Annotated in this window: 28 protein-coding genes; 9 read left to right on the plus strand and 19 right to left on the minus strand. The window is 72.2% G+C overall.

The window, feature by feature from the left end; translation table 11 throughout:
- Positions 1-7 precede the first annotated feature (7 nt).
- Positions 8-523 carry a single-stranded DNA-binding protein gene (locus WA640_RS17885; RefSeq protein WP_335989341.1) on the minus strand — a complete coding sequence of 172 codons (516 nt, stop codon included), beginning with the start codon at positions 521-523 and terminating at the stop codon, positions 8-10.
- Between the two features lie 39 nt (positions 524-562).
- On the minus strand, positions 563-853 hold the full coding sequence (gene rpsF, locus WA640_RS17890; RefSeq protein WP_106362735.1) for a 30S ribosomal protein S6: 291 nt from the start codon (positions 851-853) through the stop codon (positions 563-565).
- A 270-nt stretch (positions 854-1123) separates the two neighbouring features.
- Between rpsF and WA640_RS17895 the strand changes: the two genes are divergently transcribed.
- From WA640_RS17895 to WA640_RS17905, 3 genes are all read left to right on the plus strand, one after another.
- Positions 1124-2785: a fumarate hydratase gene (locus tag WA640_RS17895; RefSeq protein ID WP_106362734.1), complete on the plus strand. Its 1662-nt coding sequence runs from the start codon at positions 1124-1126 to the stop codon at positions 2783-2785.
- A 328-nt stretch (positions 2786-3113) separates the two neighbouring features.
- On the plus strand, positions 3114-3917 hold the full coding sequence (locus WA640_RS17900; protein WP_335989342.1) for an MHYT domain-containing protein: 804 nt from the start codon (positions 3114-3116) through the stop codon (positions 3915-3917).
- 65 nt (positions 3918-3982) lie between these two features.
- Complete coding sequence (locus WA640_RS17905) at positions 3983-4381, plus strand: hypothetical protein (RefSeq protein ID WP_335989343.1); 399 nt, start codon at positions 3983-3985, stop codon at positions 4379-4381.
- A 66-nt stretch (positions 4382-4447) separates the two neighbouring features.
- Here the strand turns inward: WA640_RS17905 and WA640_RS17910 are convergent, their stop codons facing one another.
- The 4 genes from WA640_RS17910 to WA640_RS17925 all read right to left on the minus strand — a co-directional run bounded on the left by WA640_RS17910 (position 4448) and on the right by WA640_RS17925 (position 8317).
- Positions 4448-5641, minus strand: a complete 1194-nt coding sequence (locus tag WA640_RS17910; protein ID WP_335989344.1) for a glycosyl hydrolase family 18 protein — start codon at positions 5639-5641, stop codon at positions 4448-4450.
- A 165-nt stretch (positions 5642-5806) separates the two neighbouring features.
- On the minus strand, positions 5807-6178 hold the full coding sequence (locus WA640_RS17915; RefSeq protein WP_335989345.1) for an ArsR/SmtB family transcription factor: 372 nt from the start codon (positions 6176-6178) through the stop codon (positions 5807-5809).
- 55 nt (positions 6179-6233) lie between these two features.
- The gene (locus WA640_RS17920; protein ID WP_106362730.1) at positions 6234-6881 is read right to left on the minus strand and encodes an SRPBCC family protein; all 648 of its coding nucleotides are present in this window, start codon (positions 6879-6881) and stop codon (positions 6234-6236) included.
- A gap of 71 nt (positions 6882-6952) precedes the next feature.
- Positions 6953-8317: a cystathionine beta-synthase gene (locus WA640_RS17925; RefSeq protein WP_335989348.1), complete on the minus strand. Its 1365-nt coding sequence runs from the start codon at positions 8315-8317 to the stop codon at positions 6953-6955.
- A gap of 155 nt (positions 8318-8472) precedes the next feature.
- On the opposite strand from WA640_RS17925, the gene gndA reads away from it, so the two are divergent.
- Complete coding sequence (gene gndA, locus WA640_RS17930; RefSeq protein ID WP_106362728.1) at positions 8473-9903, plus strand: NADP-dependent phosphogluconate dehydrogenase; 1431 nt, start codon at positions 8473-8475, stop codon at positions 9901-9903.
- 49 nt (positions 9904-9952) lie between these two features.
- On the opposite strand, the gene WA640_RS17935 is transcribed toward gndA, so the two are convergent.
- The 5 genes from WA640_RS17935 to WA640_RS17955 form a co-directional block, all read right to left on the minus strand.
- Entirely contained in the window at positions 9953-10471 is a 519-nt protein-coding gene (locus WA640_RS17935; protein WP_335989351.1) for an NUDIX domain-containing protein, read from the minus strand.
- A complete protein-coding gene (locus WA640_RS17940) occupies positions 10468-10998 on the minus strand; it encodes an NUDIX hydrolase (protein WP_106362726.1) in 531 nt (176 codons plus the stop codon). Before WA640_RS17940 ends, WA640_RS17935 begins: the two co-directional genes overlap by 4 nt.
- Positions 10995-11549: an NUDIX hydrolase gene (locus WA640_RS17945; RefSeq protein ID WP_335989353.1), complete on the minus strand. Its 555-nt coding sequence runs from the start codon at positions 11547-11549 to the stop codon at positions 10995-10997. Before WA640_RS17945 ends, WA640_RS17940 begins: the two co-directional genes overlap by 4 nt.
- Positions 11550-11637: 88 nt before the next feature.
- Positions 11638-12063 carry a DUF6220 domain-containing protein gene (locus WA640_RS17950; protein WP_335989355.1) on the minus strand — a complete coding sequence of 142 codons (426 nt, stop codon included), beginning with the start codon at positions 12061-12063 and terminating at the stop codon, positions 11638-11640.
- On the minus strand, positions 12056-13060 hold the full coding sequence (locus WA640_RS17955; protein ID WP_335989357.1) for a carboxymuconolactone decarboxylase family protein: 1005 nt from the start codon (positions 13058-13060) through the stop codon (positions 12056-12058). The genes WA640_RS17950 and WA640_RS17955 overlap by 8 nt, the downstream gene beginning before the upstream one ends.
- A gap of 214 nt (positions 13061-13274) precedes the next feature.
- Between WA640_RS17955 and WA640_RS17960 the strand changes: the two genes are divergently transcribed.
- Together WA640_RS17960 and WA640_RS17965 are read left to right on the plus strand one after the other, a co-directional pair.
- Positions 13275-14477 carry a sensor histidine kinase gene (locus tag WA640_RS17960; RefSeq protein WP_335989359.1) on the plus strand — a complete coding sequence of 401 codons (1203 nt, stop codon included), beginning with the start codon at positions 13275-13277 and terminating at the stop codon, positions 14475-14477.
- The gene (locus WA640_RS17965) at positions 14474-15136 is read left to right on the plus strand and encodes a response regulator (protein WP_106362722.1); all 663 of its coding nucleotides are present in this window, start codon (positions 14474-14476) and stop codon (positions 15134-15136) included. The genes WA640_RS17960 and WA640_RS17965 overlap by 4 nt, the downstream gene beginning before the upstream one ends.
- On the opposite strand, the gene WA640_RS17970 is transcribed toward WA640_RS17965, so the two are convergent.
- The 5 genes from WA640_RS17970 to WA640_RS17990 all read right to left on the minus strand — a co-directional run bounded on the left by WA640_RS17970 (position 15133) and on the right by WA640_RS17990 (position 18711).
- Positions 15133-16002 carry a YihY/virulence factor BrkB family protein gene (locus WA640_RS17970; protein ID WP_335989362.1) on the minus strand — a complete coding sequence of 290 codons (870 nt, stop codon included), beginning with the start codon at positions 16000-16002 and terminating at the stop codon, positions 15133-15135. The two genes, WA640_RS17965 and WA640_RS17970, sit on opposite strands and share 4 nt — an antisense overlap.
- A 48-nt stretch (positions 16003-16050) precedes the next feature.
- Positions 16051-16476 (minus strand): DUF7144 family membrane protein, encoded by a 426-nt coding sequence (locus WA640_RS17975; RefSeq protein ID WP_335989364.1) that lies wholly within the window; start codon positions 16474-16476, stop codon positions 16051-16053.
- A gap of 154 nt (positions 16477-16630) precedes the next feature.
- The gene (locus WA640_RS17980; protein WP_335989367.1) at positions 16631-17233 is read right to left on the minus strand and encodes an anthranilate synthase component II; all 603 of its coding nucleotides are present in this window, start codon (positions 17231-17233) and stop codon (positions 16631-16633) included.
- Between the two features lie 16 nt (positions 17234-17249).
- Positions 17250-17552, minus strand: a complete 303-nt coding sequence (locus tag WA640_RS17985) for a hypothetical protein (protein ID WP_106362719.1) — start codon at positions 17550-17552, stop codon at positions 17250-17252.
- A 1-nt stretch (position 17553) separates the two neighbouring features.
- Positions 17554-18711, minus strand: a complete 1158-nt coding sequence (locus WA640_RS17990) for a class E sortase (protein WP_335989369.1) — start codon at positions 18709-18711, stop codon at positions 17554-17556.
- Positions 18712-19025: 314 nt separating this feature from the next.
- Between WA640_RS17990 and WA640_RS17995 the strand changes: the two genes are divergently transcribed.
- Complete coding sequence (locus tag WA640_RS17995) at positions 19026-19286, plus strand: cell division protein CrgA (protein ID WP_106362717.1); 261 nt, start codon at positions 19026-19028, stop codon at positions 19284-19286.
- Positions 19287-19452: 166 nt separating this feature from the next.
- Here the strand turns inward: WA640_RS17995 and WA640_RS18000 are convergent, their stop codons facing one another.
- Positions 19453-20610, minus strand: a complete 1158-nt coding sequence (locus tag WA640_RS18000; protein WP_335989374.1) for a thiolase family protein — start codon at positions 20608-20610, stop codon at positions 19453-19455.
- On the minus strand, positions 20603-21121 hold the full coding sequence (locus WA640_RS18005) for a YbhB/YbcL family Raf kinase inhibitor-like protein (RefSeq protein WP_335989375.1): 519 nt from the start codon (positions 21119-21121) through the stop codon (positions 20603-20605). The genes WA640_RS18000 and WA640_RS18005 overlap by 8 nt, the downstream gene beginning before the upstream one ends.
- 346 nt (positions 21122-21467) lie before the next feature.
- Here WA640_RS18005 and WA640_RS18010 point away from each other — a divergent pair, with 346 nt between their 5' ends.
- On the plus strand, positions 21468-22562 hold the full coding sequence (locus WA640_RS18010) for an aminotransferase-like domain-containing protein (protein ID WP_106362714.1): 1095 nt from the start codon (positions 21468-21470) through the stop codon (positions 22560-22562).
- 399 nt (positions 22563-22961) lie between these two features.
- Here the strand turns inward: WA640_RS18010 and WA640_RS18015 are convergent, their stop codons facing one another.
- Positions 22962-23261 (minus strand): hypothetical protein, encoded by a 300-nt coding sequence (locus tag WA640_RS18015; protein ID WP_106362713.1) that lies wholly within the window; start codon positions 23259-23261, stop codon positions 22962-22964.
- Positions 23262-23440: 179 nt separating this feature from the next.
- Between WA640_RS18015 and WA640_RS18020 the strand changes: the two genes are divergently transcribed.
- Positions 23441-23953, plus strand: coding sequence for a peptidylprolyl isomerase (locus WA640_RS18020; protein ID WP_335989376.1), 513 nt, complete (start codon positions 23441-23443; stop codon positions 23951-23953).
- Positions 23954-23961: the final 8 nt, after the last annotated feature.

Raw genomic sequence — 23961 nt, forward strand, 5'->3', positions numbered from 1 at the left:
CGCCCGGTTAGAACGGCGGGTCCTCGTCGAAGCCGCCGGAGCCGGCGGCGCTGGCGCCGCCCGCGGGGGCGGCCGAGGCCCAGGGGTCGTCGGGCATCGAACCGCCGCCGGAGCCGCTGCCGCCCCCGAAGGAACGGCCGCCGCCTCCGCCGCCGGACGCGCCGGACCGGTTGAGCTTCGCGGTGGAAAAACGCAGGGCCGGGCCCACTTCCTCGACGTCGAGCTCGTACACAGTGCGCTTCTCGCCCTCGCGGGTCTCGTAGCTGCGCTGCTTGAGCCTGCCCTGCACGATCACGCGGGTACCGCGCGAAAGCGACTCGGCGACGTTCTCGGCGTACTGGCGCCAGACGCTGCAGGTGAGGAACAGGGCCTCACCGTCTTTCCACTGGTTCGACTCGCGGTCGAACGTGCGCGGGGTCGATGCGATGCGGAACTTCGCGACGGCGGCACCGGACGGCGTGTAACGCAGCTCGGGGTCGTCGACGAGGTTGCCGATAACCGTGATGACTGTCTCTCCTGCCATGACCTATCTCCTTGACGGTCTCGCAGTTGCAGGGTCGGGTTACCGAAGCTCCGGTCGCAGCACCTTGGTCCGCAGCACCGACTCGTTGAGCCGCAGCTGACGGTCCATCTCAGCGACGGGACCGGGCTCGGACTGCAGGTCGACGACGGCGTAGACGCCCTCGTTGCTCTTGTTGATCTCGTATGCCAGACGGCGACGGCCCCAGACGTCGATCTTGTCGACGGCCCCTCCGGCGTCCTTGACGCCCTTGAGGAACTTCTCCAGCGTCGGGCCGACCTGTGCCTCCTCGATGTTCGGTTCGAGGATCACCATGAGTTCATAGTGACGCAAGATCGATCCACCTCCTTCGGTCTCAATCGGCTGCGGTCTCTCCGCAGCAGGAGGAATCACTTGCGCGCTGCCGCGCCTCGCGGCGGGCAACCTGGCAATCGTACCTGCTTACAGGCGGTGCGGCCGGGGCCGCTCCGCCTGGGTGTGACGGTACCCGCCGGGTCCGACAGGACCGGGCGCGACACCGCCCCGAAACGGCCGCGGCGTCCGGTTCGGACCGGAGTCGCGCCGCGCCCGGCCCGCGCGGGCCGCCGCGCTAAGTTCGATGTCATGACATCGGAGTTCCACTACACCGACCTGCTTCCCACCGGCCCGGACACCACCGAGTACCGCCTGCTCACCACGGACGGGGTGAGCACCGTCGAGGCCGCCGGGCGGCGCTTCCTCACCGTGGAGCCCGAGGTCCTCACGCAGCTCGCGGCGGAGGCCGTCAAGGACATCTCCCACTTCCTGCGGCCCGCGCACCTCGCGCAGCTCCGCTCCATCCTCGACGACCCCGAGGCCAGCGGCAACGACCGCTTCGTCGCCATGGACCTGCTCAAGAACGCGAACATCGCCTCCGGCATGGTCCTGCCGATGTGCCAGGACACCGGCACCGCGATCGTCATGGGCAAGCGCGGGCGCCACGTCCTCACCGACGGCCGCGACGCCGAGCACCTCTCCCGCGGCGTCTGGCAGGCCTACCGCGACCTCAACCTCCGCTACAGCCAGATGGCCCCGCTGACCATGTGGGACGAGAAGAACACCGGCTCGAACCTGCCCGCGCAGATCGACCTGTACGCCGAGGGCGACGACGCCTACAAGTTCCAGTTCATCGCCAAGGGCGGCGGCTCCGCGAACAAGTCGTTCCTGTTCCAGGAGACCAAGGCGATCCTCAACCCGGACGCGATGATGCGGTTCCTGGAGGAGAAGCTCCGCCAGATCGGCACCGCCGCGTGCCCGCCGTACCACCTCGCGATCGTCATCGGCGGCACCAGCGCCGAGTACACCCTCAAGACCGCGAAGTACGCGTCCACGAAGTACCTCGACTCGATGCCCACCGAGGGGTCCCCCTCCGGGCACGGCTTCCGCGACACCGCCCTGGAGCAGGAGGTCCTGGAGCTGACCCGCCAGTTCGGGATCGGCGCCCAGTTCGGCGGCAAGTACTTCTGCCACGACGTGCGCGTCGTCCGCCTGCCCCGGCACGGCGCGTCCCTGCCCGTCGCCATCGCCGTCTCCTGCTCGGCCGACCGCCAGGCCATGGCCAAGATCACCGCCGAGGGCGTGTTCCTGGAGCAGCTGGAGCGCGACCCGAGCCGGTACGTGCCCGAGGTCTCCGAGGACGACCTCGACGACGACGCGGTCCGCATCGACCTGAACCGGCCCATGTCCGAGATCCGCGCCGAGCTGTCGAAGTACCCGGTCAAGACCCGCGTGTCCCTCACCGGGACGCTCGTGGTCGCCCGCGACATCGCCCACGCGAAGATCAAGGAGCGCCTCGACGCGGGCGAGGAGCTGCCGCAGTACCTCAAGGACCACGCCGTCTACTACGCCGGCCCCGCGAAGACCCCCGAGGGCTACGCCTCCGGGTCCTTCGGGCCCACCACGGCCGGGCGCATGGACTCCTACGTCGACCAGTTCCAGGCCGCGGGCGGCTCGTTCGTCATGCTCGCCAAGGGGAACCGCTCGCAGCGCGTCACCGACGCGTGCAACGCGCACGGCGGCTTCTACCTCGGGTCCATCGGCGGCCCCGCCGCGAAGCTCGCCCAGGAGAACATCAAGTCGATGGAGGTCCTGGAGTACCCCGAGCTCGGCATGGAGGCCGTCTGGAAGATCGAGGTCGAGGACTTCCCGGCGTTCATCGTCGTCGACGACAAGGGCAACGACTTCTACGAGGCGACCCGCCAGCCCGTCCTCACCGTCGGGCGCCGCCGCCACATCACCGTCACGTAATCGCGAATTCACATAGGACGCTGAGACGTCCGGCCGCCGACCCCGGTGTCGGCGGCCTTTCTCGTTGTGCCCCTTGGCTACTCGGGTGGGCTGTGAGGCGTCGCACAACGCTTGTCCGGATCAGTGCGAACGGTCAGAACAGATTCACCCGGTCGGGGGAATTCTCGGGCCGCGACTGTCGCCCCTGTGCCCTTCCGAGCGGTTTCGTTGGTGTGCAAAACATCGCACAATCCATATTCCGAACAAAACGCACGGCACGTGGAACCCCCTCGCCGCGATTACGATCCGATCATCCCTACCGCCCAGTACCCACCCCTCGGAATCCGCGATGATCGAACACTTCTCACACGGGTACACCACCCTCCCCGTGGCCTTCCTGGTCTCCATGACCGGCTCCGCCCTCGGACTGCTCCTCGCCCGCCACGCCCGCCGCCACAAGGGCGCGGGACGGCGCGCCCTGTGGCTCACCGTCGCCGCGTTCGCCATCGGCGGCACCGGGATCTGGGTCATGCACTTCGTCGCCATGCTCGGCTTCGCCGTCCGCGACGCCCGAATCCTCTACGAGCCGTGGACGACCGCGCTCAGCGCCCTCATCGCCGTCGCCGTCGTCGCCTGCGGCCTCTACGCCATCGGCCTCGGCCGCTACACGCCCCTCAAACTCGCCGTCGCCGGGACCCTCACCGGCATCGGCGTCGCCGCCATGCACTACACCGGCATGGCCGCCGTCAGCGCCGACGTCGAACTCGACTACCGCCTCGGCTACGTCATCGCCTCCGTCGCCATCGCGATCGGCGCCGCCACCACCGCCCTGTGGCTCTCCTGGCGGCTCCAGCGCGCCTCCTCCATGTGGCTCGCCGCCGCCGTCATGGCCCTCGCCGTCAACCTCATGCACTACACCGGGATGCTCGGCCTCGTCGCCGGCGGCGAAGCCGACGAGGCCCCGCACGGCGTCGACGCCGTCGACCTCGTCTTCCCCATGGCCACCCTCACCGCGATCGTCCTGCTCTTCCTCGTCTTCACCGTCGTCATGGTCCCCACCGACGAGGAGCTCAAAGCCGACGAGCACCTCTCCTCCCTCCAGCGCCGCACCACCGACCGCCCCGTCGCCGGCCGCAAGCCCCCACGCTACTGAGCGGACCCCGCGGGCAAGCGGTTCCACCTAAGCTGGAGTGCCGACCCCACCGCGAAAGGCCCCGCATGCTGCGACTGCGCTCCTCACTCACGACCGGCCTGATCGCCGCCGCGGCAGGCGCGATCGGCATGGCCCTCATGCCGCTCATCGAAGGACTCGACGTGGACTACTTCGAGATCGGCACCCTCTACGCGATCGGCATCGGGGCCGGCGTCGTCTTCCTGATCTGGTGCGCGACCTACCCCTGGACGGGATTCGTGATCGAGGACGGGCGCCTCCGCGAGCGCGGCGGACGCGTCTACGGCGAACTCGAACCGGGCGACACGTGGGCCGTCGCCGACGGCCGCATCTGGATCCGCCGCCGGAGCGGGGAGACCGAGCAGATCCGCTGGGTGTCGCGGCGGTGGGTCAACCGGCGCGACTGGGAGCGCCTCGAAGCGGCCCTCGCCGAGCAGGACGGGTGAACGCGCGGACCGGCCCCGCCCTCGTAGGGCGGGGCCGGTCCTCTTTGCGAGAGAGGGTGAAGCGTTCTATCCGACGGTGTTGGCGAAGTTGTAGCCGTTCGTCTTGTCCCAGTTGATCGACCAGGTCATCGCGCCGCCCATGCCGGGGTAGGACTGGGACGGGACGAAGTCGCCGCAGCGCTGGCGGGTCTCCAGGCAGGTGAGGGCGTCGTTGACCATCGTCGGGTTGACGTAGCCCGAGCCCGCGGCGCTCTGGACGGCCGGGAGGCCCAGGCCCACCTGGGACGGGGCGAGCCCGGCCTGGAGCTGGATGCAGGCCTGCGCGGTGAGGAAGTCGATGTCGCCCTGGGCGTACACCTGGCCGTTGCAGCCGAGCATCGAGCCGGAGTTGTAGTACTGCATGTTGACGATCGTGAGGAGGTCCTTGGTGTTCACCGCGAGCTGGTAGTACCCGGCCGAGGTGGACTGGAAGTCGATCGTCTGCGGCGCCATCGTGTACGTGAAGCCGGGCTTGGCGCTCGCGACCTGGCGCAGCGCGGTCTCGATCGCGCCCGCGTTGATGCCGTGCTCCAGGTCGATGTCGACGCCGTCGAAGCCGTACTCGTTCATGAGCGACACCACGGAGTTCGCGAACGCCGCGGCCGTGGCGGAGTCGTTGATGGTGACGTTGCCGCGCTCGCCGCCCACGGAGATGATGACGTCCCGGCCCTGGGCCTGGATCGCGTCGATGTCGGCCTTGAACTCGGCCTCGGTGTACCCGGCGTTCGTGAGGCTGGAGTCGAGCGCGAAGTCGATCTGGCCGGGCGTGGCGGTGGACTCGGCGAAGGCCACGGCGATGATGTCGTACGCGGCGGGGACGGCGTTGAGCTCCATGACGCCCGAGCCGTTGTCGAAGTTGTGCCAGTAGCCGGTGAGGAGGCGGTCGCCCTGGCCGGGGCCGCCGGTGGGCTCCTCGGTCGGCTCCTCGGTGGTGGGCGGGTCGGTCGGGCCCGCGCCGTCGCAGGCGCCCAGGTCCTCCCAGACGCCCCACTGGCCGGTGGTGCCGGGGGTCTCGCCGGTGGTCCACCACTTGGCGCGGTACTCGCGGTCCTGGTGGCTGACGCGGTCGCCGCCGACGTAGACGGCGCTCGACTGCCAGGGCGCGCCTTCGCAGGCGGCCTCGGCGAACGCGCCGTTCGCGAAGGCGACCGGCAGGGCGACGGCGCCTGCCGCGGCGAGGGTGGTGGCCGCGATGACGGCCGCGGATCGTAGGCGTCGCAAGGGACCTCCATATATTTAAAGATTCCTAAATGTATGTCCCCAATCGTGTCGGTCATCACGGCGCTTGTCAAGGCCCCGGGACGCAGAAAAATCCGACTCGCCCGGTTTGCGGGCCGCCTTGCGAAGGCCCGCAACCGAACGAGTCGGATTCTTTACTGTTCGTGTCTACGCGGCACCGCGCCGCTCCCGGCGGTCCTCCCCGCGCAGCCGCCGCTCGCGCTTCCCGCGCGCGAGCTCGGTCTCCAAGGCGTCCAACGGGCCCGCGAACGCGTCCTCGAACCGCGCGAGCCACGCCCGCACCCGGTCCAGCCCCGCGTCGTCGACGCCGTAGATCCGGCGCGTCCCCTCCGCCCGCACCGTCACCAGGCCCGCTTCGCGCAGGACCTTGAGGTGCTGGGAGACCGCGGGCTGGGAGATGCCGAGGCCCTCGCGCATGACGGCCGCGACGTCCCCGGCCGGGCGCTCGCCCGCGCCGAGCAGCTCCATGATGCGGCGCCGCACCGGGTCGCCGAGCGCGTCGAATACCAAGTCCGACATCGGGCCTCACTCTCAACGACTTCGCGGCAGGGACCGCGCAATTATGCCGAGCCCCTCACGCCTCCTCGGGCGGCACCGTGAAGAACTTGATCGCGTTGGCCGCGGCGGCTTTCGCAGCCTGCGGCGCGTCGCCGTCGGCAATGGCGGCCTCGCCCCAGGACTCGCCCGCGATGGTGGAGAACCGGACGCCGACGGGGCTGACCGCCCACTTCTCGGCCTCGGCCTGGTCGACGTCCTCCCCGCCCGCGAGGTGCAGGTCGAGGCCGAACAGCGCCGAGTCCCAGCCGATGCCGACCGCGCCGGGACCGAACTGGCCCCAGAACTCCGGGTCGACGAGGGCCTCGTGGACGAGTTCGAGGACCGTGCCGTCCGCGGCCTCGCTCAGGTGGACTTCGAGCCAGGAGACGCCGCCCATGAACTCCCACGTGACGGCGAGTGAGGCGGGCGCGTCGCAGCGCTCGATGAGGCCCCCGGCGTTCCCTTCGAGCTGGTACCGGCCGCCTTCGCGCAGGTCGCCGCTGAGCGGCAGGAACCAGCGGGGGATGCGGTCGGGACTGGTGACGGCGTCCCAGACGTCCGCGCGGTCGGCGCGGTAGGTGCGGCGCGCGACGACCAGGCGCGTCGGCTTCCCGTCGCGTTCGCCGGTGCGGACCTCCCGCGCGACCGCCTCGACGGCCGCGATCGGGTCTACGGCATCGAACATGTGCCCCTCCTAATATAAGTTGAGACTTATACTAGGAGGGTGCGGGGCCTTCCGTCAACGGAACCGGGAAATCAGCCCTCCACGTACCCGAGGAGGTCCTGCCGGGTGAGCACGCCCACCGGCTTGCCCTCGGCGAACACCATGAGCGCGTCCCGGTCCTGGAGCGCCGCCACGGCCCGCTCGACCTGCTCGCCCGAGCCGATCGTCGGCAGCGCCTCCCCGATGTGCCGCTCGATCGGGTCGTGCAGCGTCGCCTTCCCGCCGAACAGCGCGTCCATGAGGTCCCGCTCCGCGACCGCGCCCGCGACCTCGCCGGACGTCACCGGCGGCTCGGCCTTGAGCACCGGCATCTGGCTCACCCCGAACTGGCGCATGATGTCGATCGCCTCGCGCACCGTGTCCTGCGGGTGCACGTGGACGAGTTCGGGGATGTCGCCGTTCTTGCCCGCCAGGACCTCGCCCACCGTGGTCTCGCCGGAGGCGCTGAGGAACCCGAACTCGGTCATCCACGAGTCGTTGAAGATCTTCGACAGGTAGCCGCGGCCGCCGTCGGGGAGGATCACCACGATCACGTCGTCGGGGCCCGCGTCCCGCGCGACCGCGACCGCCCCGACCACCGCCATCCCCGCGGACCCGCCCACGAGCAGGCCCTCCTCGCGGGCGAGGCGCCGCGTCATCGCGAACGACTCCGCGTCGGTGACCTCCACGATCCGGTCGGCCAGGTCCCGGTCGTAGTTCGCGGGCCAGAAGTCCTCGCCCACGCCCTCGACCAGGTACGGGCGGCCGGTGCCGCCGGAGTACACCGAGCCCTCCGGGTCGGCGCCCACGACCTGCACCTTCCCGCCGGAGACCTCCTTGAGGTACTTGCCGATCCCGGTGATGGTTCCTCCCGTACCGACGCCCGCGACCAGGTGCGTGATCTTTCCCTCGGTCTGCTCCCAGATCTCCGGGCCGGTCTGCGCGTAGTGCGACGCCGGGTTCGCCGGGTTCGAGTACTGGTCGGGCTTCCACGCGCCGTCGATCTCGCTGATGAGCCGGTCCGACACCTTGTAGTAGGAGCGCGGGTCCTCCGGATCGACGGCCGTGGGGCACACCACGACCTCGGCGCCGTACGCCTTCAGGACGTTCCGCTTGTCCTCGGAGACCTTGTCGGGGCACACGAACACGCACTTGTACCCGCGCTGCTGCGCCACCATCGCCAGCCCGACGCCGGTATTCCCGCTGGTCGGCTCGACGATCGTCCCGCCCGGCCTGAGCGCCCCGGACGCCTCCGCCTCGTCGATCATGCGCTGGGCGATGCGGTCCTTGATGGACCCGCCCGGGTTGAGGTACTCGACCTTCGCGAGGACGGTCGCCGAAGCGCCGCCGGTGACGGCCCCGAGCCTCACCAGCGGGGTGTTGCCGATCAGGCCGAGCACGGAATCGTGATACTGCATGGTCACAGCCTAGGGCCTGGCCCGCCCGGCGGGCCGTGCGCAACGGCCGGTGGACGTCCCGCCGTGTGGATACGATCGGCGGTGGTGCGCCCCGCGCCGGGCCGACCGGCGAGAATCGGGGCGGACACCTCTTCACGCAACGTAGGGAGACAGGCATGAGCACCGCCGACATCGGCGTGGTCGGGCTGGCCGTCATGGGCTCCAACCTGGCACGCAACTTCGCCCGGCACGGCTTCACCGTCGCCGTCTACAACCGCACGTACGCCAAGACCACCGAGCTGATCGACGCGCACGGCGACGAGGGCGACTTCGTGCCCTCCGAGGAGCTCGCCGACTTCGTGGCCTCCCTCAAGCGGCCCCGCAAGGCCATGATCATGGTCCAGGCCGGGCCCGCCACCGACGCCGTCATCGACCAGCTCGCCGCCCTCATGGAGCCCGGCGACATGGTCATCGACGGCGGCAACGCCCACTTCGAGAACACCCGCCGCCGCGAAGCGGCCCTGCGCGAGAAGGGCCTCCACTTCGTCGGCACCGGCGTCTCCGGCGGCGAGGAGGGCGCCCTCCTCGGCCCCGCGATCATGCCCGGCGGCTCCGAGGAGTCCTACGAGTCCCTCGGCCCGATCCTCGAAGCCATCGCCGCCAAGGCCCCCGACGGCACCCCGTGCTGCACCCGCCTCGGCCCCGACGGCGCCGGGCACTTCGTCAAGATGGTGCACAACGGCATCGAGTACTCCGACATGCAGCTCATCGGCGAGGCCTACGACCTGCTGCGCCGCGGCGTCGGCATCGAGCCCGCCGACCTCGCGAAGACCTTCGCCGAATGGAACGCCGGCGAGCTCGACTCCTACCTCATCGAGGTCACCGCCGAAGTCCTCGGCCACGTCGACGCCGCCACCGGCAAGCCCCTCGTGGACGTCATCGTCGACCAGGCCGGCCAGAAGGGCACCGGCCGCTGGACCGTCCAGAACGCCCTCGACCTGGGCGTCCCCGTCACCGGCATCGCCGAGGCCACCTTCGCCCGCGCCCTCTCCTCCGGCACGAAGCAGCGCGAAGGCGCCGTCGACCTCCTCACCGGGCCGACCGCGAAGACCGACTTCCCGGAGACGTTCGTCGAGGACGTCCGCCAGGCGCTCTACGCCTCCAAGATCGTCGCGTACGCGCAGGGCTTCGACCAGATCGCCGCCGCCTCCGCCGAGTACGACTGGGGCATCGACCTCGGCTCCTGCTCGGCCCTGTGGCGCGCCGGGTGCATCATCCGCGCCCGCTTCCTCGACCGCATCACCGACGCCTGGCGCTCGGACCCCGAGCTGCCGACGCTCCTCGCCGCGCCCGAGTTCACCAAGATCGTGACCGACGCGCAGGACGCGTGGCGCCGCGTCGTCGCCACCGCCGCCCTCGCGGGCATCCCCACGCCGGGCTTCTCCTCGGCGCTCGCCTACTACGACGGGCTGCGCTCGCGCCGCCTCCCGGCCGCGCTCATCCAGGGCCAGCGGGACTTCTTCGGCGCGCACACGTACAAGCGCGTCGACCGCGACGGGACCTTCCACACCGACTGGTCGGGCGACCGCACCGAGCACGAGGTCTAAGGGCCGCAACGTGACACGCCCCCGCCCGATGGGCGGGGGCGTGCTGCGTTCAGTCGCCGAAGCGCGGGCCGTAGGACCCGCCGAGGTCGACCGGCTCGGCGGGCCGGTCGCCGTCCCTGAGCCGCTTGACGAGCTCGACGAGCCGCCACGGGTCGAGCATCCCGTCGGTGGAGCCGCACTCCTCGACCGGCAGCCACCGGAAGGTCAGGTGCCTCTCGTAGTCGATGTCGCTGAGCATGCGCGGCGCGAACCGCTCGACGGGCAGGTGGAAGTACCAGTTCTGCTGCACCAGCAGGCGGCCGTGCGGGAAGCACACGTAGGTCCCGTGCCCGACCGGTTCGCCCAGCGCCTCGGCCGAGACCCTCAGCGCGGTCTCCTCGTACAGCTCGCGGGCGGCCGCGGCCGCGGGGGCCTCGCCGTCCTCGACGCCGCCGCCGGGCGTGAACCAGCGTTCGACGCCTTCGCGGCACCGGTCGCCTCCGACGTGGAGGACGGTGCCGTCGGGGGCCGTGAGGATGACGCGCGTCGAGACGCGGAACCCGGCGCCGGTCGCCGACTCGATGCTCATCGGACGGAGGTGTCGGCGGTGCGGCTGCCGGCGGGTTCGAGGCGGAGCGGCTCAGCCGGGACGTCGCCGGAGACGAGCCGCTTGATGAGGTGCAGGAGCGGGTCGAACGGGGCGTCGTGTCCCTCGGCGGCGGCGAGCTCGTCGACGCCGATCCACTTGAACTCAAGGTCCTGCTCGTAGGCGTCGCCGCCGGACACGCGCGCCTGGAAGCGCGGGACGCGCGTGAAGAACAGGTAGTTGTCCTGCGTGAACACCTCCCCGTCGCGGGAGCGGCTGAAGGACCGCCGGGCGACCGGCCCGGTGACGTCGGCGGGCGGCACGCGCAGGCCCGTCTCCTCGAACAGCTCGCGCACGGCGGCGTCGAGGGGGGTCTCGCCGGGGTCGATGCCGCCGCCGGGCAGGAACCAGCGGGCGGGGCGGTCCGCGGTGGCCGACCGGCCGATGAACAGCACTGCGTCCTGTTCGTCGATCACGATGCACCGCGCGCCGTACCGGTCGATTCGGGTGGGTTCGTTCGTCGCGCTCACCGGTCAAGTATGGGGGCACGCTCGGTAGTCGTCCAGCCCCTATCGGTGTCCCAAGTCCATGCGCCCCACGGGATGCGAAGGGGCGCAGCGGGAATCGCTCCGTCCAGGAGGGCGGTGAGCAGGGACGCGATCCGCGCGGGGAACACCAGCGCATCGATCTGCGTCACTTCCGGAATCGTGAGCCACACCGCTTCGGTGAACTCCCGCTGCTCGATCGCCTCCAGGCCGTCGCGGACCGGGTCGAAGTGCGGGACGCGCACGAAGAAGTACGCGTCCTCCGATTCGACCGCCAGGTCCGGGCCGTCGGACCAGACGCCCGCCGTCTCGGCGACCACCGGCCCCAGCGGCGCGTCGAGCCGCAGGCCCGTCTCCTCGAAGACCTCGCGGACCGCGCCCGCCTCCAGCGACTCGCCCGCGTCGAGGCCGCCGCCGGGCGTCACGTAGTACTCCACGCCCGGCCCCATGTAGTCGACGCTGCGGAACAGCAGCACCCGGTCCTCCTCGTCGACCAGCAGGACCCGCGCGCACCGGCGCCGCACCAGCTCACCCATCCCCCGAGCATCCCACCGCGCGAGCCCGGGACGCGGGCGGGCCCGCGGCGCGATGCGCCGCGGGCCCCTGGTTCCCTTCATGCAGGTCTCATGCCGCGGCCGGGACGGCCCCCGCGCCCTCTGCGGCCTCCTTGCGCTCGGCGATGAGGCGCTTCGCGAGCCGCGCCGACGCCTCCGCCACGCCCATGATCATCAGCGCGTTGATCGCGTGGAACCCGAAGATGATCTGCCCCGGCGTCGTCCCCGCCACGCTCACCAGCGCGATCAGCGACTGGAGGACGACCAGGCCGAGGACGCCCGCCGCGAGCCCCACGAGCTTCCCGCCCGCCCGCGACAGCGCCGCGAACAGGATGCCCAGCAGCGCCACCGCCGCGATGAGCCGCCCGTTCATGATGTGCAGGGAGAACGACTCGTCGGGGGAGCCGGTCCCCAGCGCCCCGTACCCGGCCAGGAAGAACTGGATCCCGATCAGCGCGTGGAGTACGCCGATCCACACCCGATAGAACCTAAGCATCGACATTCCTCGTTTCGATCTCGTCTTGGACGGCGTCGACGGCGGTCATCGCCCCGAACGCCAGCAGATGGACCACGCAGTGGTCGGTGAACACCTCGCCCCGCCACGACGCCACGTCGGCGTCCGCGACCGCGCCCGGCGCGAGCGCCGCGCCCACGGCCAGCCGCGCCCCCAGGGCCGCCTCCCGCGGCAGGTCCGCCGCGCCCGCGAGCTCCGGCACCCGGTCGGCCAGGTCCGTGCCCCGCGCGCCCACCGTGCGGGCCACGGCCTCGACGGCCGCGTCGGACAGGAGCATCGACCCGTACGCGGCCATCGACCGGACCGCGCCGTACGCGCTCCCCACCGGCGACCCTGCGGCCCAAGCGGGTTCGCGGACCACGGTGCCCCGCGCCCACTGCGGCCGCTCCTCCAGCAGCGGCAGCGACGCCCCCGGCTCCAGCTCCGCGGCCACCAGCTGGCGGACGATCCGCGACCCCACCGACCGGCCCAGCCGCGTCGTCAGCACCGGGCTCGGCGCCTCGTTCTCCGCGAGCACTTTCAGCAGCCGCGTGAGCAGCTCGAACACCAGGGCCGTCCCGATGAACCGCGGCGCGGCCTCCGGAGCGAACGGGCCGTCCACGGTGGGGTCGGCCGCCCAGTCGGCGAGCGCCGCCCACTCCGGCGGCGCCACCCCGGCGCGCAGGCCCTCGGCGAGCTCAGGCTCGCCCGCGGCGTGCAGCATCGTGACGTGCGCGTCGGTGCAGAACCGGCACCCGTTGCGCACCGCGACCACCGTCGCGACGACCTCCTTCGCCTTCCGCTCCTCAGGGCCGCCGACGAGCAGCGACTCGCGCAGCAGCGACCACACCGGCGCCAGCAGCTCCGGCGCGGGCGAGAACATCGTGAGCGCCGGGCCCAGGACGCCCAGCTCCGACTTGACCTGCCGGTACACCTCGGCCACAACGCCTTCGGCGTGCTTCGGATCGACAGGGACGACATGCCTGACCGCAGGGGACACGGGGGGACTCCCTCCTCGTTGGGCTACCGGCGGCACCGCGGCCGCCGCATGGCTCCAGCCTCCCCGCCGCGCGCCCCCGCGTCGTCCGCCCCGAGGCGGCGATAACGGCCTCGCCGAGCGCAGCAGCACCCCGCAGGTCGTACAACCAGCGGCGTACCCGCGGCCTGCACCGCGGGCCGACGACGCCGCCCGCCTGCGGCGATACCATCGGGTCATGCCCAGTCCCCCCGAGCCCAGCGCCCCAGGCAGCCGACTCGCCGACGGCCGCGCGCGCGTCCTCGCGGGCAGGCGCCTCGACCTCGTCGTCACCGCCGTCATGCTCGCCGACACCCTCACGGCGGGCCTCATCAAAGACGTGCGCGACGGCATGCCGGTGTGGGGCTGGCTGCCGCTCATGCTCGGACCCCTCGTGTTCCCGCTGTGGCGGCGCCGCCCGCGGCTCGTCCTGGCCGTCTCGGTCGGCGCGGTCCTCGCCAGCGGGCCCCTCGGGGTCGGGCCGCTCGCGGTCGTCCCGGCGCTGGTCGCCATCGCCGTCGCCATGTACACCGGCTACCGGGCGCTCTCGGTGTGGACGGTCCTGGCGCTGTCGGCGATGACCGCGCTCGGGAACCTCCGCACCGCGGGCTGGGAGTTCGACGCGGGCGTCGTCGAGCGCACCCTCCTGGTCGTCGGCTGGCTGCACGTGGCCCTCATCTCGGGCCTGTCGCGGCGCCAGCGCGACGCCTACATGGCCGAGGCCGAGCACGTCCGCGAAGAGGCCGTCAAGCGCAAGGCCGCCGACGAACGTGTGCGGATCGCCCGCGAGCTCCACGACTCCCTCACCCACTCGATCTCCGTCATCCGCGTCCAGGCCGGGGTCGCGATCCACTTGGCACGCAAGCGCGGCGAGGACCCGCCCACGGCCCTGGTCGCCGTCGAGTCCGCCGCGAAGGACGCCACGCGGGAGCTGCGCGAGACCCTGACGATGCTCCGCGACGACGACGGGCACCGCCTCGACCGCGTCGAGGACCTCGCCGACCGCTACCGGGGCCTCGGATTCACCGTGGACGTCGACTGCGAGATCGACTGCGACCTGCCAGTGGACCGCGAGACCGACCACGCCGCGTACCGGATCGTCCAGGAGGCGCTCACGAACGCGGTCCGCCACTCCACGGGCGACCGGGTCCGGGTGCGGGTGCGCCGCGAGGACGGCGCGGTCGTCGTCGAGGTCGCCGACAACGGCGACGCCGCCGCGGTCGTCCCCGGCAACGGGATCACCGGCATGCGCGAACGCGTCGACGACCTCGGCGGGACCCTCGATGTCGGACCCGGCGAGTACGGTTTCACCGTCCGGGCGCGGCTCCCTGAGGCCGCAACTCAACCTGCCGCCAGCTCCGCGGCCGCGGGGGCCGCGCCCGAACTGGAGGAGTCGCGGTGATCCGGGTCCTGCTCGCCGACGACCAGCCGCTCATGCGCGGCGGGTTCCGGGCGCTCATCGACGCCGAGGACGACATGACCGTCGTCGCCGAGGCCGCCGACGGGCCCACCGCGGTGCGCCTCGCGGCCGAGGCGCTGCCCGACGTCGCCCTCCTCGACGTCGAGATGCCCGGCGGCGACGGCATCGGCGCGGTGCGCGCCATCGCCGCCGACGACCGGCTCGGCGACGTGCGCGTCGTCATGCTCACCAACTACTCCTTCGACGCGTACGTGTTCGACGCGCTCCGCGCAGGCGCCGCCGGGTACCTCGTGAAGGACACCGAGCCGGAGGAGCTGCTGCGCTGCATCCGGGCCGCGGCGGGCGGGGAGACGCTCCTGTCGCCGCAGATCGCCGCGAAGCTCGTCGCCGAGTACGTCGCGCATCCGCCCTCGCGCCTCGCCGGGCAGGTCGAGGGGCTCACGACCCGGGAGACGGAGATCGTCGCGCTGGTGGCCCGCGGGCTGACGAACGCGGAGATCGCCGAGCGGCTGTTCATCAGCCCGGCGACGGCGAAGACGCACGTGCACCGGGCGATGATGAAGCTCGCGGTCCGCGACCGGGCGGGCCTGGTGGTGTTCGCGTACGAGTCGGGCCTGGTGCAGGCCAAGGGAACCGGCTAGGTCTCGGCCGCACTGGGCTCGGACGCCTCCCCCGCGGCCGTCCCGGCCGTGTCGGCCTCGGGCTCGGCGGTCGCGTTGTACTCGTACCCGAACAGCAGGGCGGCGTTGGTGATCCACAGCCACACGAGGAACACGATGACGCCGCCGAGCGCGCCGTACGTCTTGTCGTAGCTGCCGAAGCTCGCGGCGTAGAGCCCGAACCCGGCCGAGGCGGCGAGCCACAGGACGACGGCGAGGGCCGCGCCGGGCGCGCGTCGGCGCAGCCGGGACCGCTTCGCGGGCGCGAGCCAGTACAGGAGCGCGACGATCACGATGACGAGCACCGTGATCGCGGGCCATTTCACCCAGCCCCACACGGCGACCGCCGCGTCCCCGGCGTGCAGTGCGCGCCCGACGGCGCGGGCCACGGACCCGCCGGTGGCGGAGACGACCGCGCACACGGCGGTCAGCGCGCCGACGACGAGGGTGAGCACGACCCGCACGATGAGGACGGTCCACCATTTGCGGGACTCGTCCACGTCGTCGACGGCGTTGAGGGCGCGGGAGAACGCGGCCACGTAGTTGGAGGCGGCCCACAGGGCCGTGGCGAGGCCGAGGAGCGCGAGGAGCCCGGCGGTGCGCGGGTCCATCTGGAGGCGCGCCACCGCGTCCTCGATGATCGACATGGAGTCGCCGGGGACGAGCGTTCCGGCGCCGTCGAGGAGCGACGCGGTCGCGTCGGCGTCGAGGAGCCCGATGAGGGAGGTGCCGACGAGGATCGCGGGGAACAGCGACAGCACCGAGTAGTAGGTGAGGGCGGCCGCGGCGTCGCCGCGGCTCGCGGCGCCGTATCGCTTGGCGGCTTTGACGATCGACCGTCCACCCATCCCTCCACCGTGCCAGGCCCGCGGGACTCACGTGGCGGTTCGGGAGATCTAGTCCCGTTCTCCGTGCTCGGGACCGGTGGTGAGCGCCCAGATGACGAACACGTCGACGGCGATGACGAGGGTCGCCCACAGCGGGTACTGCGGGGCGAGGAAGAACTGGTTCATGGCCGAGACGACGGCGACGAGCAGCCCGGCGTACCCGGTGCCGCGCAGCCGCTCCAGCCGCCGCGACCGCACCCGGCCGAGCTGCACGAAGCCGATCGCGATGGCGGCCAGGCCGATCGCGAGGTTGACCCAGCCCCAGCCGGCGTTGTCGGCCCGGTACCAGTAGCCGCCGCCGGTGAACACGTACGCGTCGCCGGAGGCCACGGCGTACCCGATGAACACCTGCCAGGCGCCCACGAGCAGGAGCAGGACCCCCGCGAACCGGGAGCCGCCGCCCTTGCGGCGCGGAGCCCAGTCCTTGTCGGTCATGCGCGGTCCCCCCGGGAGCAGGCGGCGTTGTCGCCGCATCCGCACAGCCTAGGCGACCGCGGTGCGCAACCGGGGCATCCACACTCGACCGCGCTCATGGTGCCGCCGTCCCGGCGCGCTCCGCGGACCGCGCGGCACGCGCCTCCCCGGCGTCTCACGCGCCCCCGGCGCTAGGCCCGGTCCCGGTGCGGCGCAGCCAGTTCGCGAGGAGGGCGCTGCCGTCGTCGGTGAGGATCGACTCGGGGTGGAACTGGACGCCCTCGACGTCGACGCCGCGGTGGCGCAGCCCCATGACCGTGCCGTCCTCGCTGGTCGCGGTCACGCGCAGCGGGTCGCGGACGCTGCCGGGCTCGACGGCGAGCGAGTGGTACCTGGTGGCGGTGAACGGGTTCGCGAGTCCGGCGAACACGCCCGTGCCGTCGTGGAGGATCGGGGAGGTCTCGCCGTGGCGCAGCTCGGCGGCGCGGGAGACGACCGCGCCCCAGTGCTCGGCGATCACCTGGTGCCCCAAGCACACCCCGAGGATCGGCACGTCCCCGGCGAACCGGTCGAGCAGGTCGTGGCCGAGGCGGGCCTCGTCGGGGCGGCCGGGCCCGGGGGAGAGCAGCACCCCGGCGGGGCGCAGCCGCACGGCTTCGTCCACATCGGTCCGGTCGGAGCGGCGCACGTCGACGCGGGCCCCGAGGGCCCGCAGGTAGGAGACGATGGTGTGGACGAACGAGTCGCGGAAGTCCACCACCAGCACGCTCCCGGTCACGGCCCGCTCCGGGCGGTCACCCGTCGCCCTCGCTCGTCTCCCCGGTGGGGGACTCGGCGGTGTGCCAGTCCTCGGGGTCGAACTGGGTGTCCTGGCAGTCGAGGCCGGGCGTGCACGTCGGCGACGCGTCGCCGCCCCCTTCGGGCTGGTCGACGTTCACGCCGCCCGCGGGGTCGACGTTGCTCCACGGCATGTGGGGCCGGATCGCGGGGAACAGCACGAACCACAGCAGCGCGAGCGTCCCGGCGCCGAGGGCGACCGAGCCGATGATCTTGCCGGGCAGGCCGAACGGGAGCTTGCGCCAGATCCACGAGTACACGTCAGGCCTCCGCGTCCACGGCCGCGTCGGGCAGGTCGCCCTCGGCGTCGCGATCGATGGTGTCGACGAGCTGGCTGTACACGACGTACCGCTCGTAGTTGTCCCACAGGGGGTGGCAGGTGAACAGGGTCAGCCAGTAGTCCTCGTCGCCGGGCTCGGCGCCGGGGTCGCCGGGGACGGGCGCGGTGATGTCGACCTGCGTCTCGTCGACGACGACGTGCTCCTGGACCTCGTAGACGTAGAAGTAGTCCTTGGTCTCGATGACGACCTTGTCGCCCGGTTCGAGGTCGCGGATCTTCTGGAAGATCGCGGGCACGTTGTGCCCGGCGAGCGTGAAGTTCCCCTGCTCCCCGGGCATGGCGCCGTCGAGGTAGCGGCCGGGCGCGTACTCGATGTCGGCGGGCTCGGTGCCCTCCACGAGGGTCCACGACTCGGGGCGGATGTCGGGCGCCCACATGCGCGCGAACGCGTCGCCGAGCTCGGGGACCGGCGAGCCCTCGTCGCCCTCCTCCTCGGCCTGCCACATGGTGTCGAGGTCGGTGGAGAGGGTGTCCTGCTCGTTGTTGATCTCCCCGGAGACGCCGAAGACCTCGTAGGCGGCGTACAGGAGGACGATGGCGCCGAGGCTGATGAGGACCTCGCCGAGGCCGCGCACGGTGGAGCGGGCGCCGCCTTCGCCCCTGTGGCGCTTGACGGTCCGCTTCTTGCGGGCGGCGGACTCGGCGCCGGGCGGGGCGGGGACGTCCTCGGCGGGGATGACCGGGAGGATCGCGGTGCCGTCGGGCTCGGGGACGAGCGGGGCCTTCGCGAGCTTCGGCGGGCGCAGCGCGGTCGTGGTGTCGTGGTCGGGCTCGGCGGGCGGCGTGCGCGGGCCGGGGCTCGGCCTCGCGCCGGGCGGGCGCTCCCCGGGCGGCTGCGCGCCGGGGACGCTGGCGCGGCCGGGCGTCGTCGGCGGACCCGCTTGGGGCGCAGGCGAAGGCGCCCGCGGAGGGCTCGGCTGCCGCGGCCCGTTCGGCGGTGTCTGCTGCGGCCCTTGCCTTTGCGGCGCGCGCGGCGGGCTCGCCGGCTGCTGGGGCGCCGGTCCGGGAGCGGCCCCCTGGGGACCCTGCGGACGAGGGGGAGGCTCGCTCGCGAAGGGGGACCAGTCCTGATCGCTCACCTGGAAATTCCCCTCAGTCGTGCCCGTGTGCTGCGGGCGCTGTCGTAACCATAACGCGCGAGGCAATCCTAGGGTTGTCCCGCGAGGCCGAGTATCGCCCGAACGGGCAGCCCACCGGCGCGGCCGGGACCTCGTGGCCCCGGGCGCGCCGGGCGGGCCGCCCGTCGGTCCCGCCATACTCCTTACACGCGTTCGCCGCCCGGAACCGGGCAGGTCGCCGCCGGGGTGTGAGCTACGCGATGCCGCGCGGACGCCGCGTCACCGGCGGGCGGTACCCTGGACGCCGGACATGTCCCTCAGTTGGAGAGTCGTCGATGCCGAAGTCACGCGTGCGCAAGAAGAAGGTCTACTCAAGCTCTGCTGGCACGAGCACCAGCTCGGGCGAGAGCTACGAGCCGAGCCCCACCTGGGTCCCGATCACCGCCGTCGCCCTCATCGTGATCGGCATCGGCTGGCTGACCCTGTTCTACCTCTCCGGCATGGCCTTCCCCGTCGAGGCCTGGGGCTACTGGAACCTCGCGGTCGGCTTCTCCTGCATGGTCGCGGCCCTGCTCGTCCTCTCGAAGTGGCGCTGACCGGGCCCGTCTCAGGCAGGCCCCGGCACCCCGCCCCGAACCCGAGTCCTCCTCGCGTGGACTCGGCCCCAAACATGTCGGACCCCCGGCGTACTCTTGTGCCAGGGGTCCCTTAAGGGCGGATTTATCGCGTTATTTCGTGATCTGCCGGGTTGCTCCGGTTTCGTTACAGCAGTTCGAAGACCGTCGCGTTCGCCATGCCGCCGCCCTCGCACATGACCTGGAGGCCGCGGTGCAACCCGTCGGCCTGCATGTGGTGCAGCATGGTCGCGGCGAGGCGCGCGCCCGAGGCGCCGAGCGGGTGGCCGAGGGCGATCGCGCCGCCGTTCGGGTTCATCCGCTCCTCGTCCGCGCCGGTCTCCGCCAGCCACGCGAGCGGGATCGCCGAGAACGCCTCGTTCACCTCGAACACGTCGATCTCGTCGAGGTCGAGTCCGGTGCGCCGCAGGATCTTCGCGGTCGCCGGGATCGGCCCGTCCAGCATGAGCACCGGGTCCGAGCCCACCGCGCACGCCGCGGCGATCCGCGCGAGCGGCCGCACCCCGAGCCGCCGGGCGTGCTCGTCGGTGGTGACGACCAGCGCCGCCGCCCCGTCGGAGATCTGCGACGACGACCCCGCCGTCACCGTCCCGTCCGCGGTGAACGCCGGGCGCAGCCCCGCGAGCCGCTCCAGGCTCGTGTCCCGCCGGATGCCCTCGTCGGCCTCGACGCCTGCGATCGGCGCGATCTCGGCCTTGAAGCGGCCCCTGTCGGTCGCGGCGGCGGCCTTCTCGTGGCTGGCGAGCGCGAACGCGTCCATCGCCTCCCGGCCGATCCCGTACTTCGCGGCGACCCGCTGCGCGGCCACGCCCTGGTTGAACGGCATCGCCTCCGTCGCGTCGACCTGCGCCGCATAGCGTTCGCGCACGGCGGGCCCGTACGGCTCCCCCGCGCCCGCGCCGAGGCTCGACCCCATCGGCACCCGCGACATCGACTCGACGCCGCCCGCGACGACGACGTCGGCGTGCCCGGCGAGCACCGCCGCGGCCGCGAACGCGACCGCCTGCTGGCTCGACCCGCACTGCCGGTCCACCGTGGTCCCGGGGATCGCGTCGGGCCAGCCCGCGGCGAGGACCGCGTTCCGGGCGATGTTCCACGACTGCTCCCCGACCTGCGAGACGCACCCGAGGACCACGTCGTCGACGGCGTCCGGGCCCAGGCCCGACCGCTCCAGGGCCGCGTTCATCGCATGCGCGGCCAGGTCCACGGCGTGGACGCCGGAGAGCACGCCGCCGCGCCGCCCCAGCGGGGTGCGGGCGGCGGCGAGGACCACGGCCTCAGCCATTGCGGTACACCGGCGCGATGACGGCGCGCGCGATCGTGTTGAACGTCAGGTGGAACGCCCCGACCGCCATCGACGAGGTCGGCTCGACCTCGACCTGGTCCTTCAAGGCGTGCACGGCGAACAGGTAACGGTGGTCGGGGTCGCCGGGCGGCGGCGCGGCGCCCGCGAAGCCGACGGTCCCGGAGTCGTTGCGCAGCTGCACGACCCCCGGCGGCGGCGAGGCCGCGGCGCCGGTCGGCAGCTCGGTCACGGAGGCGTCGAGGCCCAGGAGCATCCAGTGCCACCAGCCCGACCCGGTGGGCGCGTCGGGGTCGTAGCAGGTCACGGCGAACGCCGCGGTCTCGTCGGGGAACCCGGACCAGGCCAGGTGCGGGGACACGTCCTCCCCGGCGACCTGCGCCTGCGGGAGCACCTCGCCGTCGGCGACGTCGTCGGAGACGACGGTGAACGACGGGACGGGGGGAAGGAAATCGTAGGGCCACGGGGCCCTCGTGCGGTCGAGCGACGTCATCGTCCTCCTCCTTCCGGGCCCCCGGCGCGGAACCGGTCCGCCCGCGGGGCCGCGGGATATGCGCTTCTGCGAACGGCTTCTCCTGCACCGTATCGCGCCCGGTGCTCCCGCCGGAGCGGACCGCGCGGCGGACCCGCCGCGCCGGCGCCCGATCCGGGTCCCGCCCCGGGCACATTCCGGTCCCGTTCCCCGCCCGATCGGGTCCCGCGCCGGACCCGTCCCCGGCCCGTGCCGGGCACTGACCGGTGCTGCCCCGCGCTCCCTCCCGGTGCCCCCGCGTGAGCTGCGCCGCGGCGCGCCCGCATACCGCTCGACGCCCGCCCTATGGGCCGCTTACGCTGGTGTCATGCCGAACACCGACGTCATCTCTTTCTCCCGGGGCGCCCCGTCGCTCGACATCGTCGACACCGAGGGCATCAAGGCCGCGGCCACGGCCGCCCTCGACGCCGACCCGGCCGGGACCACCGGCTACGGCACGTCCGTGGGCTACCCCGCGCTGCGCGAGTGGATCGCCGCGAAGCACGGCGTGAACCCCGAGAACGTGCTGGTCACCAACGGCTCGATGCAGGCCGACGCGTTCCTGTTCGACGCGCTCGTCAAGCCCGACTCGCCGGTGATCGTCGAACGGCCCACCTACGACCGCACCCTGCTCGGCCTGCGCGAGCGCCGCGGCCGCCTCCACCCGGTCCGCGTCCAGGCCGACGGCCTCGACATCGAGGAGCTGGAGGTGCTGCTCAAGGGCGGCGTGCGCCCGTCCCTGGCGCACATCATCCCGAACTTCCAGAACCCGGCCGGCGTCACGCTCTCCGGTGAGAAGCGCGTCCGCCTCCTCCAGCTCGCGAACGAGTACGACTTCACGATCTTCGAGGACGACCCGTACCTCGACATCCGCTTCCGCGGCGAGCAGTTCCCGACCATGCTGGAGCAGGACCGCGACCAGCGCGTCGTGTACGCGTCCTCGTTCTCCAAGACTGTCTGCCCCGGCCTGCGCACCGGCTACCTCGTCGGCCCCGCCGACCTGATCGCGCAGATCGCGGCCGCCGCCACGAACACGTACATCGCGCCGAACATGTTCGCGCAGTCCACGATCTACCAGTTCGCGGCCTCCGGCGCGCTCGACCGGTCGATCGAGACGGTGAAGGCCGCCCTGGAGGAGCGCGTCGACCAGCTCGCCGCGTCGCTGCGCGCGCACCTGCCGAACGCCGAGTTCGTCGTCCCCGACGGCGGCTACTTCCTGTGGGTCGACCTCGGCGAGGGCGTCGACTGCGCGAAGGTCGCGGCCGCGGCCGCCGAGGAGGGCGTCCAGGTCGTCAAGGGCACCGACTTCGTGCTCGAAGGCGGCGAGTCCTGCCTGCGCCTGGCGTACTCGGCCGTGAAGGCCGACCGCATCGACGAGGGCGTGCGCCGCCTCGCGAAGGCCGTGGAAAGCTCTCGCGCCTGACCGCGGCACCTTTCGTCATGACACGTATCGTGACGGCACGGGAACACTCGGTCGAGTATGGATGGCGGTTATGCGACATGGCGTATAACCGCCACCGCACCGCCCTTCCCCGCGAGCGAGCGGGGCGACACAATCGGTTGCGTGGCCGCGGCCCAGCCGCGGCAGCAGCCGTTATCCCGCCCCCTGACGCCGGATCGGTGGACTCGCCCACTCCCCCCCGGGACGAGACACCGGTCCGGCGTTGCCCTTCCCCGGCGTCCCGCGCTCTCCTTGCCCCGGAACGATTCCGGGGACCCGTGCCCGCACGGATCCCCGATAGCCCGGCCCACGGCCGGACGGTGTTCCTTCTCTTGTGGCGCGGCGGCGGCATCCCCCCGGATTGCCGAGCCGCTGGTGCCGCTACCGGCTCGCGCTGTCGACGAGCTCCTCGTGGAGCGCCCGGTCGTCCAGCTCCGTGTCGTCGAGGAGCTCGTCGGCGAGGAGCTGCTCCCCGATCGACTCGGTGCGCCGGCGGTACCACAGGTACGCGACGGCCCCGCCGACCGCCAGGCCCGCCCCGATGGCGCCGGCGACCCACGGCCACTTGGGCGCCGGGGGCTTGCGCAGCCCCACCTTGGTGAGGACGACGTTGACCTTCGGCGCCGCGGCGTCGCGCGTGCCGCGCGCGGCCGCGAACCCCGCGTCCTTGAACGAGGTCACACCGTGCTTGAAATGGTCCACTGCCTCCCGGGTGGGAGTCGCGGAACGTCGGCTGAAGCCCATCGTGAATGCCTCCTCTAGGTGCATGTACAACTCATCGTGCACCGGCCTGTGACACCCGTCGAGGGAAACGGGGGAGAAAGTTGGACGAACCTCGGCCGTCTGGCACCATTGACGCCATGACGAAGGCGACGCTCAAGACCAATGCCGGGGACATCCGGATCGAACTGCTCGACAACCACGCGCCCAAGACCGTGGCGAACTTCGTGGGGCTCGCGGAGGGCACCAAGGAGTACAAGGACCCGGAGACCGGCCAGCCCGGCTCGGGCCCGTACTACGACGGTGTGATCTTCCACCGCGTCATCGACGGCTTCATGATCCAGGGCGGCGACCCGACCGGCACCGGCCGCGGCGGCCCCGGCTACCAGTTCGCCGACGAGTTCCACCCGGACCTCCACTTCGGCAAGCCGTACCTCCTCGCCATGGCGAACGCCGGGCCCGGCACCAACGGCTCCCAGTTCTTCATCACGCTGGGCCCGACCCCGCACCTGAACTTCAAGCACACCATCTTCGGCGAGGTCACCGACCCCGAGTCGCAGTCGGTCGTCGACCGCATCGGCAAGACCGCGACCGGCCCGATGGACCGCCCGGTCAACGAGATCGTCATCGAGTCCGTCGTCATCGAGAAGTAGCAAGGCCT

The organism is Glycomyces sp. MUSA5-2, from assembly GCF_037034145.1.
In the GTDB taxonomy this organism is placed as follows: domain Bacteria; phylum Actinomycetota; class Actinomycetes; order Mycobacteriales; family Micromonosporaceae; genus Glycomyces; species Glycomyces artemisiae.